Here is a 15,801-nt window from a genome sequence, read left to right as displayed (position 1 = left end):
AGGTTGATTATCGCGCGGCAGGCAGCCCCAGCTTCTCGCGTAAGGTGCCGGCGGCGTACCGCTGGTGAAACAAACCGCGTCGCCGCAGCTCGGGAATCACCAGCGCGACAAAGAGATCGAGCTGCTCGGGCACAATGGCTGGCATAATATTGAACCCGTCGGCGCCGCGCCGCTCCAGCCACAGCTGAAAATCATCCGCAATCTCCTGGGCGCTGCCGACAACGACGCGATGCCCGCGGGATCCGGCCGCAATCGCCGCCAGCTCCCGCAGCGTAAGATGTTCGCGCTGCGCCAGCTCGGTCAGCAGTTTCACCCGGCTCTGATTCCCTTCGACCGGCGGAATATCCGGCAGCGGCCCGTCCAGCGGATAGGCGTTAAGATCGATGCCGAAGCGGGCGGAAAGCTGATCGATGCCGTTTTGAATATCCACCAGCGCGTTAAGCCGCTTCCAGGTGGCCTGCGCTTCATCGCGGGTACGGCCGACGATGGGCATCACCCCCGGCAGAATCAGTACCTCTTCCGGGTTGCGGCCGACCTGGGATACCCGCTGTTTTTGCCGACGATAAAAATCCCGCGCCTCTTCCAGCGACGCCGCCGCGGTAAACACCACGTCAGCGTTGGCCGCCGCCAGCGCCTGGCCGTCCTCCGAGGAGCCCGCGGCGACGATCAGCGGTTTCCCCTGCGGGGATCGCGAGATATTAATCGGCCCCTGAACCTGAAAATGTTTTCCCTTATGGTTAATCGGCTGAATTTTCTCATCGACGAAATAGCGTCCGCTGGCTTTATCCGGCTGAACCGCGCCATCCCGCCATGCGTTCCACAGCTTAAACGCAACTTGCAGAAACTCATGCGCGCGTTCATAGCGCTCGCGGTGGCGCGGCATATCCTCCAGGCTGAAATTTCGCGCCACGTCGCGGGAATAGGAGGTCACCACATTCCAGGCGGCCCGGCCTTTGCTGATATGGTCGAGAGAAGAAAAACTTCGCGCCAGCGTGAACGGATCGCTAAAGGTCGTCGACGCGGTAGCCGCAAGACCGATATGCTCCGTATTGACCGCCAGCGCCGCCAGCAGCGTCAGCGGCTCCAGACGCGCCATGGTGGAAGGCAGCCGGTGAACCGACGTCGCCAGCGCGTCGCCGACAAAAAACAGATCAAACGTTCCCTCTTCCGCCTTTTTGGCAATCTGAATCAACCATTCGATATCCGTGGGCGAGCCGCTGCGCTCGCTGAGGCGCCAGCCGCTGACGTGGTGGCCGAGAGACTGAACAAAGAGCCCAAGACGCAGCATGCGGGGCGAAATAACAGACGACATAATCTTTCCCTTTTGACGGCGATTGCGCCACCGGCGCAAACTTTCATAGCGGAATTAGCGGATGACTCTATTTCTCAAACGGAAATAACGACGCTTATTTGACCGACGGATAAAAACGTGAAAAGCCGCTCACTCTCCTGCGACTTTATAAAAACCATCGCCATAATAATTACCGACACCTGCCCGCTACAATATTACAACCCTATTTTACTTACTCAATATAATCTGCCGCTTCGTATTTATTAATATCGGGAAACCATAGATAAATATTAAATAAGGAAACGCTTGCTTAATAAATAAAAAATACCGGATGATGAGTTTTAAACATTCGCGCTATCTACCCTAAATAATTCGAGCGGCGAAAAAATCAACGCATCCGCAGCTTGCTGTATGACGGATATATATCCTAAATAATTCGAGCTGCAGGAAGGCGGCAAGAGAAGGAATCCCGATGAGCTTACACAAGTAAGTGATTCTTGTGACTGAACGCAGCCAACGCACATGCAGCTTGAAGTATGACGGGTATAAATATTTAACTTAACCGGAGCGGCAATATCGATGGCCTCCCATCCCATAGATTATCTCTTGATCGGCAATAATTTCGGCACCCCGGAAATGCGCCAGATTTGGTCGGAGCAAAACCGCATGGCTCAGCAGATCGCCGTGGAGGTCGCGCTGGCGCAGGCGGAGGGGGAGTTGGGAATCATTCCGGCCGCGGCGGCGGCGGCGATTCAAACGCGCGTCGATCCGCAACGGCTTGATGTCGCGCATATCGCGGCGCAGGCCGCGCGGATGAAGCACTCGTTCATGCCCACGCTGGACGCGCTGGCGCAACAATGCGGCGAAGCCGGAGAATACATCCACTACGGCGCGACCACGCAGGATATCATTGATACGGCGACCGTATTGCAACTACGCCAGGCGCTGAAAATTATTCAACGCGACTGCATAGGGATTGCGCAAACGCTTTACCGCCTGGCGGACGAGCATCGGCGCACCCCGATGGCGGGACGCACCCACGGCATGCAGGCGCTGCCCACCACTTTCGGGTTTAAAGCCGCCGTCTGGCTCGATGAGTTTCTGCGCCACCTCGCGCGCCTTGGGGAGAGCGCCGCCCGCGTACTGACGGGAAATATCAGCGGCGCGGTATGCACCTATGCGGCGATGGGCGAACAGGGGCCGGAGATAGAACGGCGCGCGCTCGCCAAACTGGGCCTGGCGACGCCGAATATCGGCTGGCAGAGCGCGCGCGACCGTTTCTCGGAGTTCGCCGCCGTCGCCGTGATGATCAGCGGTACTCTCGGTAAGATCGGCAATGAGCTTTATAATCTGATGCGCAGTGAAATCGCCGAGATCGAAGAGCCGTTCAGCGCCGGGAAAATCGGTTCGACCACCATGCCGCATAAGCGCAACCCCGCCGCGTTGGAGGGGCTCGCCAGCCTGACCGCACCGTTGCGTAAAAGCGTCGGGCTGATTTTCGAATCTATGCACGTGGAGCATGAGCGCGACGCCATGAGCTGGCGCGCGGAGTGGATCGCGCTGCCGGAGATCTCTATTTACCTTTCGGCGCAGTTGCAAAACGCCCAGCAGATCCTCAGCGGCCTGAAGGTCAATAAAGCGCGTATGCTCAGCAACCTGCAGCTGCACGGCGGCCTGCTGCTGTCGGAGAAGGTGATGTTTGAGTTGGGGAAAGTCCTCGGCAAACAGACGGCCCACCATCTGGTGTATCAGTGCGCAATGGCGGCCCATGAGTCCGGAGAGCCGTTTAAAACCGCCCTGCTGCGTGATGAACGCATCGCCCGCCATATCACGCCCGACAATCTTGACCGCTGGCTCGATCCGACGGAGTATTTGGGCAGCGCGCCGCAAAAAGTGGCGCAGGTTTTGCGCTACGCCGACCATAGCGGGTTACTCGCGGCCGGGGCCGAGGTACCGGCATGAGCGAACAATATCGTCAGTTGACCGCCGCTGACGCGCCTGAATATCTGGCGTTAATGCGCGCCGCCTATGCCCCCATTCGCGCGTTAGGCATCCATTTCGACGCGGCCGAAACGAATCTGTCCCTCGTCACCCGGCACCTAGGCGAGCACGGCGTATACGGCCTTTATGATTCCGGCGCGCTGATCTCATCGCTGACGCTGCGCTATCCCTGGGGGCCGCTGCCGGGGCCTTTCGGCCTGCCCCATATCGGCTGGCTGGGCGCGCATCCCGATTTTCGCGGGCAAAATAAAGGGAAACGCATCCTTGACTGGGTGGAACGGCATATTCTGCGGGAACAACTGCGCGCGCCCGCCGTATCGCTGGGCACCGCCATAAACCATCCGTGGCTCAAGACGATGTATTTAAAACGCGGATTTATTCCGCAGCACGAGGAGGATTTAGGCAAAGGCCATATCACGCTGTTTATGAAAAAAATCCTTGATGAAGAGAGCCACGCCAGATGGCTCCAGCGTCACTATCCGGCGCATTCGCCCGCATAAAGCCGACGGCGCAGAAGAAGATATCCGCAAGGCGCGACGCTCATGACGATCTCCGAACCGCAACGCCCGGCCGGGCGGCAAAATCTGGCTGAGCTAATCCTGCGCCGCCGGCCCGACGCCGACGCCAGAGAACGCGCCCGCGCCGGCGTGCTCGACTTTCTTAGCGTAGTTCTGCCGGTGGTGCAGAATCAGGTTACGGACGGCGCGCTACTCCCCCTGCGGCGGGTTTATCCCGGCCATGATCCGCAGACGCTGGCGTTACTGCTGGGTTACTGCGGTCATGCGCTGGATTTTGATGATTTCCACCCTGATTTCCGCGGCCACCCGAGTACGGTGATATTACCCGCGCTCCTGGCGTTCGCCGGGCAGCGCGATGCCGTCGCCCCCGAACGATTTCTGGATGCCTACGTCACCGGCGTGGAGATGGCCGGCAGGCTGGGCCTGGCGGCGGGAGCGCGGCATTATCTCCAGGGGTTCCACAGTACCGGAACCTTGGGCGGACTGGCCGCCGCCGCCGCGCTGGCCAGGCTCATCCACGCCGATGCACCGCAAACGCTTAACATGCTGGGCATTGCCGCAAGCCAGGCGGCCGGGCTGCGTTTTCAGTTCGGCTCGGCGGTTAAACCGCTGCACGCCGGCTTAGCCGCCCGGGCGGCGGTCAGCGCGGCGCAGTTAACGCTGGCGGGATTTGCCGGCAAACATGACGCCGCCCTCGACGGTTTTCTGCAAACCTATGGCGGCGCTCAAAGCCGCCCGGAGGCGCTGTGCGAAAACTGGGGAGCGCCCTGGCGGATCGTCGCCCCCGGAATCGAGTTCAAACCCTGGCCGACCTGCAGCGGAACGCACAGCGCGGCCGACGCCGCCCTCGCCCTGCGGAAGCAGTGGCGTCAGGCTACGGGGCTGCCCTTTAGCGCGCTGACGGAAGACATCGCGCGCATCGAGGTCGCCTTTCCCCCCGGCGGCGATATCGCCGCATTCGTGCGCCGGCCGCAAACCGGCATCGACGCCCGCTTCAGCCTTGAATATGTGATTGCTCAGGCGCTGCTGGAGGGCGATCTTCCCCTGACGCGATTTGACGAGAACCCTGTCGATCGCACGGTTGCGGCTCTCGCCGCCCGCGTCGTTCGGGTGGAGGATCGGCTGGCGCCCGCGGATGCGTTGAACCCCGCGGCGCGCTTTCATCAGGTCACGCTGTGGCGCCGCAGCGGCGAGAGGCTGCAATCCCGGGTAACGCGCCGGCAAACCCTCGCCGCGGGGGTCGATCCGGCGGAAAAGCTCCAGCGCACGCTGCCGAACGCCACCGCCGCGCAGCGGCAACGCTGGATAGCGCTAAGCCGCCTTGAAACGCCGTCGGCGCTCAGCGAGCTGCTCGGCGTCTTTAGCGACTGGCTGAAAACCGCGCCGACGACAGTGAGCGCGTCTTGCCGGGAGCGATAGCGCGGGTTACAGCACGGTAGCAAGGAAATTCGTTACGCGGCTATTCGTTCCGTTCTCCAGCACCTCGCGCGTGGATCCGGAAGCAATAATTTGTCCCTCCTCCATAAACACGATGTTGTCCGCGACCTCCCGGGCAAAACCGATCTCATGCGTCACAATCACCATCGTTATGCCTGAATGCGCGAGCTTTTTGATCACCTGCAACACTTCGCCGACCAGCTCTGGATCCAGCGCCGACGTCGGCTCGTCGAACAGCATAACCTCCGGATCCATCGCCAGCGCCCGGGCTATCGCCACCCGCTGCTGCTGTCCGCCCGAGAGCTGCTGGGGCCAATCATTTTCGCGGCCGGCCAGCCCTACCTGCCGGAGCAGCCGGCGGGCTTTCGCTACCGCCTGCGGGCGGCTGACTTTTTTTACCCGCACCGGCGCATCGATAATATTCTGCAGCACGGTACGATGAGGAAACAGATTGAACTGCTGGAAAACCATGCCGATACGGCTACGCTGCCGGGCTATATCTCGGTCGCTCACTTCATACAACGCCTGCCCTTTTTGCTTATACCCGACCAGCTCGCCGCCAATGCGGATCGTCCCGCCATCGAGCTTTTCCAGATGATTAATGCAGCGCAGCAAGGTGGACTTGCCCGAGCCGGATGGACCGAGAATGGCGGTTACCGACCCGGCGGCCACCGTCAGGTCCACGCCATCGAGAATGGTTTTTCCGGAAAAGCGCTTGGTGATATCGCGTAATTCTATCGCCTCAGCCATCGCTGACCCTCCGCGAGTTAACGGCATAAAACGGCAGCCTGGTCTTAATCCACTCACGTTTTTCCTGGCGCTTCACGCCGCGCTCGAAATAGCGTTCGACATAATACTGGCCGATTGAAAGCACCGAGGTAAGCAGGAGATACCAAAGCGTGGCGACCAGCAATAACGGGATCACCTCGTAAGTCCGCTGATAAATGATTTGCGCGGAGTAGAGTACATCCTGCAAAGAGATAACCGACACCACCGCGGTGGTCTTTAGCTGGCCGATCACTTCATTCCCGGCGGGCGGCAGGATGGCGCGCATCGCCTGAGGCAGTACGGTGAAGCGGAAAATCTGCCCGCGCGTATAGCCCAGCGCTTTGGCCGCCTCAATCTGTCCGGCGCCCACGCTTTGGATCCCGGCGCGTATAATTTCCGCGGCGTAGGCGGCCTGATGCATAACTAAAGCGATCACAGCGGCGCTGAACGGGCTGATCAAATCGTTGGACGATACGCTCCAGATCTCTCCGCCCCCCGGCAACGCCAAAGAAACCGTTGGGTAAAGCGCGCCGATGTTGTACCAGATAAACAGCTGCACCAGCATCGGCACGCCGCGGAAAAACCAGGTATAGCCCCAGCTGACGGCCGCCAGCACCGGGTTCGACGACAAACGCATCAGCGCCAGCAGCGTGCCGCCGGTGAATCCCAGGACAACCGAAATCGCCGTTAATTGCAGGGTCATCAGCACCCCGTTGACGATCGACTCTTCGGTAAAGCTGGCCGCGACGACGTGCCACTCAAAGCGCGGGTTATTTAAAACGGAATGCAATAGCCCCGCCAGCAATAACAAAACCAGCAAGGCGCTGAACCAGCGCCCGTAATAGCGTTTGCCGATAATGCGCAGCGCCTGCGGGGAGGTCGATGAAGACGCGCTCGCCATTAGAAAATCTCTGCATTACGCTTCGACTGCGGCACCGCGCCGTAACCGATCGACCAATGGTCGAGAATTTTCTGGTAGGTGCCGTCTTTTATCAGGGAATTTAAGGCCGCCTGAACGCTCTCTTCCAGCGGAGAGTCTTTCGGGAAGGCGATAGAGACCGGCGCATCATTCACCGTGATCTGGCCGCTCACCGTCAGTGCCTGAACCTTATTCGCCTGCCAGATAAGTCCCTCATAAGGCCCGAAAAACATCGGCACGCGTCCGCTGACTACCGCCTGAACGCCGGACGGGCGATCGGGGAAAACCGCGACTTTCAGCGTCGGCTTTCCCTGCGTTTCACAGGCTTTGCTCGCCTCATGCAAACGGTGCAACTGCGTGGTGCCGGCTCCGGCGCCGATCTCTTTGCCGCACACCTCGGTTAATTGCGTAAACGGCGCGATATTCGCATCTTTGCGAGTGATAACGCCCAGGCGCGAGGCATCGAAATAGCTGACGAAATCAATTTGCTCCAGCCGCTTAGGCGTGGCGTTGATATTGGAGAGCGCCACATCGTAGCGGGATGACTTTAACCCCGGAATAATATTGTCGAACCCTCCGGTATCATGCCACTGCACCTTCACGCCCAAACGTTCGGCCACCGCCGTCATAATGTCGATTTCCCGACCGGCGAGGGTTTTATTGTCTTCCTGATAAAAGGTGGTCGGCGGGGTATTGGGGTTGGTTCCGGCGATAATATAGCCGCGCTGTTTAATATTCTCCGGCAGACGCGCGCTTAACGCCGCATCCGCCTGAGTCTGAAAATGACTTTGCGCCGGAACATTCTGCTCCGCCGCCTGCACCAACGAAGAACTTCCCAGAATCCATGTTAATGCCAAGAAAGAGATCTTTTTCATTTAAAACACCCTGTTTTTTTGTCATAAAAATCGGCGTCATGACCCATTAACCGGATGCGAAAATACCGTCTTATCGCAAAGACATAACATTGTTTGTCATAATATGACGCTCGATATTGGTATATTGGGTGAGCGGCGATCGACAGGGAACCATAAATAGTAAATAAACTATGCTAAAAAACGTATATCCGTAGAAATCGAATCGATAGCACTATTTACGCGGCATCGGCACTTGACGAAGGAGAGAATATGCATAACAACGGATCCAGCGCACACCTCACGACCATAGAGGCGCTCGATAAACTGGAAGCGTTGTACGACAACGCGGTTTCAGCACTGCGTGATGCGATAGGGGATTTTATCAACCACGGTAAGCTACCCGATGTGAAAGCGCGCGCCGAGGGGCTTTTCGCCTATCCCGAGCTGCGCGTCAAATGGGACGGCATCGCGACCGGGCACCCGAAGCACCGCGCCTACGGGCGCTTTACCCGGCCGGGCAACTACGCGACCACCATTACCCGCCCGGTCTTTTTCCGCCACTATCTGCAAGAGCAACTGACGCTGCTGGCGGATGAGTACGCCGCCAGCATTGAAGTGGTTCCCTCACGCCAGGAGATCCCCTTCCCTTACGTGCTGGACGGTTCGGATCTTATCCTCGATCGCTCGATGAGCGCCGGGATCGCCAAACATTTCCCGACTACCGAGCTGTCTCAAATCGGCGATGAGACCGCCGACGGATTATTCCACGCCAGCGCCACTTCCCCGCTGTCGCATTTCGACGCGTTGAGAACCGACTTTTCTTTGGCGCGGCTACGGCACTATACCGGCACCGCGGTCGAACATTTTCAGCCTTTCGTTCTTTTTACCAACTATACCCGCTACGTGGATGAATTCGTGCTCTGGGCCTGCAAGCAGATTGCGGATGCCAACAGCCCGTATGAGGCCCTGGCCTGCGCCGGCGACATTTTGATCACCGCGGACACTCCGGAGCCGGAACAAACCGTCTCCGACCTCACCTGGAAAAAACATCAGATGCCGGCCTACCATCTGATTTCCCGCAGCGGTAAAGGCATTACGCTGGTCAATATCGGCGTCGGTCCGTCCAATGCCAAAACCATCTGCGACCATCTTGCCGTGCTGCGGCCGCACGCCTGGCTGATGATCGGCCACTGCGGCGGCCTGCGGGAGAGTCAGACCATCGGCGATTACGTGCTGGCGCATGCCTATCTGCGCGACGATCACGTGCTGGATTCGGTGCTGCCGCCGGATATTCCGATTCCGAGCATCGCCGAAGTGCAGCGCGCCCTTTATGACGCCACCAAGGCGGTCAGCGGCATGCCCGGCGAAGAGGTGAAACAGCGTTTGCGCACCGGCACGGTGGTCACGACCGACGATCGCAACTGGGAACTGAGATATTCGGCCTCCGCGCTGCGTTTTAACCTTAGCCGCGCGGTGGCCGTCGATATGGAAAGCGCGACGATTGCCGCCCAGGGTTACCGTTTCCGGGTGCCTTACGGCACGCTGCTCTGCGTTTCGGATAAACCGTTGCACGGTGAAATAAAACTGCCCGGCCAGGCTAACCGTTTCTATGAGGGCGCTATTTCGGAGCATCTGCAAATCGGCATTTGCGCCATCGATCTGCTGCGGGCCGAGGGCGACCGCCTGCATTCCCGCAAACTGCGCACCTTCAACGAACCGCCCTTCCGCTAACCCAGAGGCGGTATGCCCTGGCATGCCGCCGACTATCTTTTCTTGGATAATTCCTTGATTTCCTGAGTCTCTTTCGCATCAATGCTTAATTCCGCCGTCGGCCTCAGCAGCAGGCGGCGCAGCCCGATGGCATCCCCGGTCTCGGCGCAATAGCCATATTCGCCGGTGCGGATACGCTGCAGCGCCGCATCGATCTTCGGCAGCAAACGGCTTTCGCGATCGATCTGGCGGAACAGCATTCTCAGCTCTTCCTCTCTCGTCGCCTTATCCCCCTCGTCGCCGTACTGTTCGCTGAATTGGATGGCGCCTTTCAGTTCATCGATATGATTGAGCAGGCTAACGCGCTCATTGATCAGCCGGCTCTTAAAAAAATCCAGCTGCCGCTGATTCATATAATCTTCCGACGGCATGGCCAGAATTTGTAATTCTTCGTTTTGCGATGATTTAGGCATCTTTGCCTCCAAAGATAGAATCCACTATTTTGTTATGTTATAACAAACCAATATTATTGATGACAGGCAACCATAATGCAAAAGCGCGCCTACCTGCTGTTTCTTTTACTCGTCGCGGCGAAATCTCCCGCTTTTCAGGCCAAAATTGCGCCGCAGAGCCTCACGCTTTCCAACGGGATCCTCCCCTCGGCGAACATCTCTCATCCCCTGCCGACGATGGCTATGCAAACTATCCATCCGGGCGTGTGCAACGCCGTTTCCATCAATGGCTGCGGCTGTCCTTTCTGCGTACAGCTAAGAAACATCGGTCGCTAAACGCTATTCTTCAGTTTCGCGACGCGTTTCGGCCAGGGATCGTAAAATTCGCCGCCGCGCTGCCAGTGCGCGATTTCGTCTTCCGTCAAAAAACAGCTTCGCAGCGCCGCGACGAAACATGCCAACTGCTGACGTTGGCCGATGATGGTTAAGCGACAGCGGCGATCGCCAAAACGCCCCGGCATCAAGTCTAGCTGCTGTTGTAATATCTGCCTCTCGGATTGACTCAGTCGGCTATCGCGATGGTTGAGAATTCCCGCTTTCCAGTAGCTGACGAACTCCAGACCGATGGATCCGGCGGCCTGGTTCCACAGCAGCGCGAGATCGTCGCGCCCCGGCAGCCAAAAAAAACCCTTACTGCGGTGAATGCCGGCGCTGAGCGCCTGGTGATAGACCTGCCACAGCCGCTGCGGATGGAATGGGCGTTCGTCATCAATCACCCGCGACTCAAGATCGTAAGGCTGGCGAGCGCCGGTATTTAACGCTTCAACCTCCTCTTGCAGTTCGGCAATCAGTTTTTCGACGCGATGGAAGTCGTAATCGGGCCAGGAGAGCACGTCATCCAGCCTGATATTCCCCCAGCGCGCAGAGAGTATATTGACGTAAGGGTTCAATGGATGAATGGCCTGGGCGATATTTCGCACCGCCTCCGCCGACAGCCGATCGGCCTTCGTCAGCAGCAGCTGGCTGCAAAACATGATTTGTTCCGCCAGTAAGTTGTCGACGCCGCGCGTCCCACAGGCCAGATTTTGCCGCAGCCTGGGGATCAGCGCCGTTCCCGCCGCATAGTCCCGCTCCAGCATGGCGGCATCCACCAGCGTGACCACCCCTTTCAGCGCCACCGCGGGATGGGCGCGAAAATATTTGATTAACGGCAGCGGATGGCTGCTGCCGGAGGTTTCCAGCATGATATGGGCGGGCTGACCGCGCGCCAGCATATCGCGCAGCGCGCGATCCAGTTTGGCGAGGCCGCTGGCGCTGCTGATACTATCGGCCGAAATAGTGACGAAGTTGCTTCGCCGTTTATCGACGATTTCAGTATTGGCGATCAGTACGCCATCCACATCCAGCTCGCTCATATCGTTTACGACGACAGCGAGCGGTATGGCGCATTGGTGCGACTGGATCAGCAAACTTTTCAACAAGGTGGTTTTCCCGGCTCCCAAGAAGCCGCTCAATAGGGTTAACGGAATCTTATTCATACCTCATCCAATTAGCGCAGCGGGATGAAGGGCGGGTGGTATTGCCGGTCGGCAGATTCAAGCGCGGTATGGGCATCATGTGCGGGCTATGTCATCAGTGAGCAACATAAATGTTATGTTATAACATTTATGTTGCTCTTGCCATACGCGCCGTACGCTGCGCTGAACGCCGCCAAACCGGGAAGCGGTATTCAGAAAATGACAAATCGCGGATAAAAACTTCCGGAAACATTTTTAATATCGCCTGCGACGGCCTGGAAGGGCGCAGACGGGATGCCCGCGATAAAAAAACGCCGGGAGCGTTTTTCAACGTCGCTTTAGCGACGGCCTGGAAGGGCGCGGGCAGGGATGCCCGCGATAAAAAAACCGCCCTTACCGACCTAATGCCGGTCGTTTAAGCATCGAGATACACGGGGCGACCACAGGGGTGAGGCGTCCCTACGGGAACCTCCCCCTGTGTTTCCCCTAAAAACCGGCTTAAGTGAACGGCATTACCCTTACCGACCGGCGGATCGCATCCGGCGTTGGGGGCGGTGCAGCTCTCGGAAGGGGTTAATTAATTGCCGGATGCTGGTCGATCAGCATTTTTCTTTTCTTCTGCAATTCGGCGATCTGCTCATCAATATCTTCGATTTTCTGTTCAATATTGTCGTGGTGCTCCTGCAACAGCTCTTTCGCTTCAGCCCGGTCCGAGGCAGCCGGCGTCGCGCCTTTCAGCGGACGGTTAGCCGTCTCCTTCATTATTATCCCCGTAGCCAGACCGATGATGGATATCACCATCAGATAATAAGCCGGCATATAGAGATTCTGGGTTGATTCCACCAGCCATGCGGCCGCCGTAGGCGTGAAACCGGCCACCAGCACGGAGATATTGAATGAAATAGCCAGCGCGCTATAGCGAATATGCGTCGGGAACATCGCAGGCAAAATAGAGGCCATCACGCCGGTAAAAGAGTTAAGCAAAACGGCCAGAATCAACAGCCCGCAAAAAATAAGGCCGATCACGTCGCTGTTAATCAGCATAAAGCTCGGGATAGAGAAAATAAACAGGCCGATGCTGCCGAAAATAATAAACGGCTTACGCCCGTATCGGTCGCTCATTAACCCCATTATCGGCTGTACGAACAGCATGCCGATCATCACGGCGATAATAATCATTACGCCATGATCTTCAGAATAGTGGAGGCTGTGTGAAAGGTAGCTCGGCATATACGTCAGCAGCATGTAGTAGGTGACGTTGGTGACAATCACCACGCCGACGCAGAGCAATAAATTCTTCCACTGGGTCGCGGCGATATCGCGAAAAGAGACTTTCGGCGATGTCTGCAGGCTATCCTTCGACTCTTTATCAATTTTATCAAAATGCTGTTGAAAGGCCGGCGTCTCCTCCAATGCATGCCGCAAATAGATCCCAATCAGCCCCAAAGGCCCGGCGATAAAGAACGGAATACGCCATCCCCACTCAAGAAAGTCCGCTTCGCCGACAATCGACGAGATCAGAACCACAACGCCGGCGCCGAGAACAAAACCGGCGATGGAGCCGAAATCCAGCCAGCTGCCTAAAAATCCGCGCTTTCTGTCCGGCGAATATTCGGCCACGAATATCGCCGCTCCGGTATACTCCCCGCCGACGGAAAAACCCTGCGCCAGTTTTGCCAACAGCAGGAGAATCGGCGCCCAGATGCCGATGGATGCGTAGGATGGGATCAGCCCGATGCAAAAGGTGCTGACCGCCATAATGATAATGGTGATCGACAGCACTTTTTGCCGGCCGAATTTATCGCCCATGGCGCCGAAAAATATTCCGCCCAACGGACGGACAAGAAAAGGAACGGAGAAAGTCGCCAATGCGGCAATCATTTGTACGCCCGGATCGGCGCCGGGAAAAAATACCCGCCCAAGAGCGTAAGCCACAAAACCATATACGCCGAAATCGAACCATTCCATGGCATTACCCAACGCCGCGGCCGTAATGGCCTTCTTTAGTTTGGCGTCATCAATTATCGTAATATCCTGTATTTTCATTGGCACAGGACGTTTTTTTCTTAATGCCATTACTCATTTCCTTTGTCTAAAAAACAAACTTTATATGCAACGATAAAGATAAATCGTCACCACAATCCCCTAATGCTAACTGATTATAGAATATTTTAAAAAATGAAGTGCATTACGTCTGATGCGCAATAATTAACCGAATGCCGTGCATTAATATATACCCAAAATAATTCGAGTTGCAGGACAAAAACGCCAAGGCGTTTTTGAACAGCGCTTGCGGCGGCCCCAACGGGGCGAGCTCGATGGAGGGAGCGAGTAACAAAGCCAACGCACCTGCAACTTGAAGTATGAAGGGTATAAATAACGCGATGATAATTCCATATTGAAATCATCCTGAATAAGCCGGAGCGGCGGGAGTAAACGGGAGTTTGCAACGGTCGGGCGGACACCTGCCGCAAACCGTTTCCATGCGGCCATTGAGCGTTAACCGCCGGCATTTTCCAGGGCATAACGCCGCTTCCCGGCGGCCGAAAAGATGAAAGCCGCATCACATATCCAGCTTTCCAATATTGTCGTCCCCGCGCAAACGCCCTATAAGTAGGGCTACAGGGCGTGACTGACTGAATAAAGGCGAACCTGTCATGTATGGCTTATGGCCATGCATGACAGGTTTTTTTTTGGCATGAAGAAGGATAAACACAGATGAATAAAGCGCTAGCGGTCGGGCTGACGATGCTCCTATCCTCGACCTGTCATTCTGTTCTTGCCGGCGGGCCGGAAGTGACGCTGGACAGCGGCCGCATCGCCGGCGCGACGGCTCAGGGGGTCGATGCCTTCAAAGGTATTCCCTTTGCCGCGCCGCCGGTCGGCGAACTGCGCTGGCAGGCGCCGCAGCCGGTGGCGCCCTGGACAGGCGTGCGCGCGGCCACCGCATACGGCAAAGATTGTATGCAGGAGCCTTTTCCCGGCGACGCCGCTCCGCTTGGCGTCGGATTCAGCGAAGATTGCCTGACGGTTAACGTATGGCGTCCCGACAACGCGCAGGGCGAGCTACCGGTGATGGTGTGGATCTACGGCGGCGGTTTCGTCAACGGAGGCTCATCGCCCGACGTCTATTCCGGCGCAGAGTTTGCGCGGCGGGGCGTGGTGTTTGTCAGCTTCAACTACCGCGTCGGGCGTTTCGGCTTCTTCGCCCATCCCGCTCTGGCTAAGCAGCCGCTGCGCGGCAATTACGGACTGATGGATCAGATTGCGGCGCTGAAATGGGTGCAAAAAAATATCGCGGCCTTTAATGGGGATGCGAAAAACGTCACGCTGTTCGGTGAATCCGCCGGCGGATTTTCCGTCGGCTCGCTGCTTACCACCGACTTAGCCAACGGGTTGTTCCAAAAAGCCATTATTCAATCCGGCTCCGGCAGGAATAATATCGTGCCCTATCAGGGCTGGCGCCAAGCGGAACAGGCTGGATTGGCGTTCGCGCGGGCCAACGGCATCAGCGGCGACGATGAAAAATCGCTGGCGGCTCTGCGCCAAATTCCGCCCGATAAAATAGTCGGCGGGCTGAATATGGCGACGATGATGTCGGCGGATTACTCCGGCCCGATGGTCGATGGCAAAGTGATTACCGGCGAACCGCAAGACCTTTATCGGCAGGGCGCATTTCAGCACGTACCGCTGATGATTGGCGCCACCGACGCAGATATCGCTTTCCCGCCCAGCGTCGCCACGACGGATGAAGCGGTGGCTATTTTCGCCCCGGACGAACGTTCCGCAGCCAAACAGGCCTATCGCGGAATAACGCCTCAAGAGGCCGCACAGGCGATCGCCAGCGATGCTTTTATGGTTGAGCCGGCGCGTTTTATCGCGCGTATCTGGGATCAGGCGGGAGTTCCGGTATGGCAATATCGTTTCGGCTATGTAGCGCAAAGCATGCGAGACCGGTGGCCGGCCGCCGTACATGCCAGCGAGATCCCCTACGTGTTTAACACCCTGACCGCGCGCTATGCGGATAAAGTCACCGCCGAGGATCGCGCCGTCGCCCGACAAATCCATCAGTACTGGGTTAATTTCGCCCGCGCCAGCAATCCCGGCGCCGCGGATCTGCCGGCATGGGAGCGTTACCGCCGGCAAAAAGACAACGTTCTGATCGTTCCGGCCGGCGGCGCGGAGCACACGGCGCAACAGGCCGATCCCTGGAAGGACCGCCTGGACTTGGTGGAGAAACTGGCGGAAAGGCGCTTACATTAACGCTAGCGAAAACGCCATCATGCGCGTCGGTGCGCGCATGATGGCCGCATTTTCATCTGCTTATCGGATAT

At 57.5% G+C, this 15,801-nt stretch carries 13 protein-coding genes; 6 read left to right on the top strand and 7 right to left on the bottom strand.

Translation table 11 applies throughout. The features are described 5' to 3' along the window. Positions 1 to 7 precede the first annotated feature (7 nt). Positions 8 to 1,312: an LLM class flavin-dependent oxidoreductase gene (locus VSX58_RS18390; RefSeq protein WP_327619362.1), complete on the bottom strand. Its 1,305-nt coding sequence runs from the start codon at positions 1,310 to 1,312 to the stop codon at positions 8 to 10. 558 nt (positions 1,313 to 1,870) lie between these two features. Here VSX58_RS18390 and purB point away from each other — a divergent pair. The 3 genes from purB to VSX58_RS18375 are packed head-to-tail and all read left to right on the top strand — an operon-like array spanning position 1,871 to position 5,229. Then, positions 1,871 to 3,253 (top strand): adenylosuccinate lyase, encoded by a 1,383-nt coding sequence (purB, locus tag VSX58_RS18385; protein ID WP_327619361.1) that lies wholly within the window; start codon positions 1,871 to 1,873, stop codon positions 3,251 to 3,253. Then, positions 3,250 to 3,792, top strand: coding sequence for a GNAT family N-acetyltransferase (locus VSX58_RS18380; RefSeq protein ID WP_327619360.1), 543 nt, complete (start codon positions 3,250 to 3,252; stop codon positions 3,790 to 3,792). Before purB ends, VSX58_RS18380 begins: the two co-directional genes overlap by 4 nt. 42 nt (positions 3,793 to 3,834) lie before the next feature. After that, positions 3,835 to 5,229, top strand: a complete 1,395-nt coding sequence (locus tag VSX58_RS18375; protein WP_327619359.1) for an MmgE/PrpD family protein — start codon at positions 3,835 to 3,837, stop codon at positions 5,227 to 5,229. A gap of 6 nt (positions 5,230 to 5,235) precedes the next feature. On the opposite strand, the gene VSX58_RS18370 is transcribed toward VSX58_RS18375, so the two are convergent. Genes VSX58_RS18370 through VSX58_RS18360 form a run of 3 tightly spaced genes read right to left on the bottom strand, consistent with a single transcriptional unit; the run spans position 5,236 to position 7,809 of the window. Beyond that, complete coding sequence (locus tag VSX58_RS18370; protein WP_327619358.1) at positions 5,236 to 5,997, bottom strand: amino acid ABC transporter ATP-binding protein; 762 nt, start codon at positions 5,995 to 5,997, stop codon at positions 5,236 to 5,238. Next, on the bottom strand, positions 5,990 to 6,916 hold the full coding sequence (locus VSX58_RS18365) for an amino acid ABC transporter permease (protein ID WP_327619357.1): 927 nt from the start codon (positions 6,914 to 6,916) through the stop codon (positions 5,990 to 5,992). The genes VSX58_RS18370 and VSX58_RS18365 overlap by 8 nt, the downstream gene beginning before the upstream one ends. Beyond that, positions 6,916 to 7,809 (bottom strand): ABC transporter substrate-binding protein, encoded by an 894-nt coding sequence (locus tag VSX58_RS18360; RefSeq protein ID WP_327619356.1) that lies wholly within the window; start codon positions 7,807 to 7,809, stop codon positions 6,916 to 6,918. Before VSX58_RS18360 ends, VSX58_RS18365 begins: the two co-directional genes overlap by 1 nt. A 249-nt stretch (positions 7,810 to 8,058) precedes the next feature. On the opposite strand from VSX58_RS18360, the gene VSX58_RS18355 reads away from it, so the two are divergent. Then, the gene (locus VSX58_RS18355; protein ID WP_327619355.1) at positions 8,059 to 9,519 is read left to right on the top strand and encodes an AMP nucleosidase; all 1,461 of its coding nucleotides are present in this window, start codon (positions 8,059 to 8,061) and stop codon (positions 9,517 to 9,519) included. 32 nt (positions 9,520 to 9,551) lie between these two features. Here the strand turns inward: VSX58_RS18355 and dksA are convergent, their stop codons facing one another. Continuing rightward, complete coding sequence (dksA, locus tag VSX58_RS18350) at positions 9,552 to 9,971, bottom strand: RNA polymerase-binding protein DksA (RefSeq protein ID WP_327615695.1); 420 nt, start codon at positions 9,969 to 9,971, stop codon at positions 9,552 to 9,554. Positions 9,972 to 10,046: 75 nt separating this feature from the next. On the opposite strand from dksA, the gene VSX58_RS18345 reads away from it, so the two are divergent. Beyond that, entirely contained in the window at positions 10,047 to 10,286 is a 240-nt protein-coding gene (locus VSX58_RS18345; protein WP_327619354.1) for a hypothetical protein, read from the top strand. Here the strand turns inward: VSX58_RS18345 and VSX58_RS18340 are convergent. Together VSX58_RS18340 and proP are read right to left on the bottom strand one after the other, a co-directional pair. Then, positions 10,283 to 11,488, bottom strand: a complete 1,206-nt coding sequence (locus VSX58_RS18340; RefSeq protein WP_327619353.1) for a CobW family GTP-binding protein — start codon at positions 11,486 to 11,488, stop codon at positions 10,283 to 10,285. The genes VSX58_RS18345 and VSX58_RS18340 overlap by 4 nt on opposite strands. A 552-nt stretch (positions 11,489 to 12,040) precedes the next feature. Continuing rightward, complete coding sequence (proP, locus tag VSX58_RS18335) at positions 12,041 to 13,543, bottom strand: glycine betaine/L-proline transporter ProP (RefSeq protein ID WP_327619352.1); 1,503 nt, start codon at positions 13,541 to 13,543, stop codon at positions 12,041 to 12,043. 642 nt (positions 13,544 to 14,185) lie between these two features. Between proP and VSX58_RS18330 the strand changes: the two genes are divergently transcribed. Continuing rightward, positions 14,186 to 15,730 (top strand): carboxylesterase/lipase family protein, encoded by a 1,545-nt coding sequence (locus VSX58_RS18330; protein WP_327619351.1) that lies wholly within the window; start codon positions 14,186 to 14,188, stop codon positions 15,728 to 15,730. Positions 15,731 to 15,801: the final 71 nt, after the last annotated feature.

Origin of the sequence: Brenneria populi (assembly GCF_036016195.1) — a bacterium.
In the GTDB taxonomy this organism is placed as follows: domain Bacteria; phylum Pseudomonadota; class Gammaproteobacteria; order Enterobacterales; family Enterobacteriaceae; genus Brenneria; species Brenneria populi.
The sequence above is the reverse complement of the archived record's forward strand: the minus strand, read 5'-3'. Positions and strand labels throughout refer to the sequence as shown.

What these genes read in the sequence shown, in the direction of transcription:
- VSX58_RS18345 (WP_327619354.1), top strand. Translation starts at nt 10,047, where the DNA reads ATGCAAAAGCGCGCCTACCTGCTGTTTCTTTTACTCGTCGCGGCGAAA.
- purB (WP_327619361.1), top strand. Translation starts at nt 1,871, where the DNA reads ATGGCCTCCCATCCCATAGATTATCTCTTGATCGGCAATAATTTCGGC.
- proP (WP_327619352.1), bottom strand. Translation starts at nt 13,543, where the DNA reads ATGGCATTAAGAAAAAAACGTCCTGTGCCAATGAAAATACAGGATATT.
- VSX58_RS18380 (WP_327619360.1), top strand. Translation starts at nt 3,250, where the DNA reads ATGAGCGAACAATATCGTCAGTTGACCGCCGCTGACGCGCCTGAATAT.
- VSX58_RS18355 (WP_327619355.1), top strand. Translation starts at nt 8,059, where the DNA reads ATGCATAACAACGGATCCAGCGCACACCTCACGACCATAGAGGCGCTC.
- VSX58_RS18390 (WP_327619362.1), bottom strand. Translation starts at nt 1,312, where the DNA reads ATGTCGTCTGTTATTTCGCCCCGCATGCTGCGTCTTGGGCTCTTTGTT.
- VSX58_RS18330 (WP_327619351.1), top strand. Translation starts at nt 14,186, where the DNA reads ATGAATAAAGCGCTAGCGGTCGGGCTGACGATGCTCCTATCCTCGACC.
- VSX58_RS18340 (WP_327619353.1), bottom strand. Translation starts at nt 11,488, where the DNA reads ATGAATAAGATTCCGTTAACCCTATTGAGCGGCTTCTTGGGAGCCGGG.
- VSX58_RS18370 (WP_327619358.1), bottom strand. Translation starts at nt 5,997, where the DNA reads ATGGCTGAGGCGATAGAATTACGCGATATCACCAAGCGCTTTTCCGGA.
- dksA (WP_327615695.1), bottom strand. Translation starts at nt 9,971, where the DNA reads ATGCCTAAATCATCGCAAAACGAAGAATTACAAATTCTGGCCATGCCG.
- VSX58_RS18365 (WP_327619357.1), bottom strand. Translation starts at nt 6,916, where the DNA reads ATGGCGAGCGCGTCTTCATCGACCTCCCCGCAGGCGCTGCGCATTATC.
- VSX58_RS18375 (WP_327619359.1), top strand. Translation starts at nt 3,835, where the DNA reads ATGACGATCTCCGAACCGCAACGCCCGGCCGGGCGGCAAAATCTGGCT.
- VSX58_RS18360 (WP_327619356.1), bottom strand. Translation starts at nt 7,809, where the DNA reads ATGAAAAAGATCTCTTTCTTGGCATTAACATGGATTCTGGGAAGTTCT.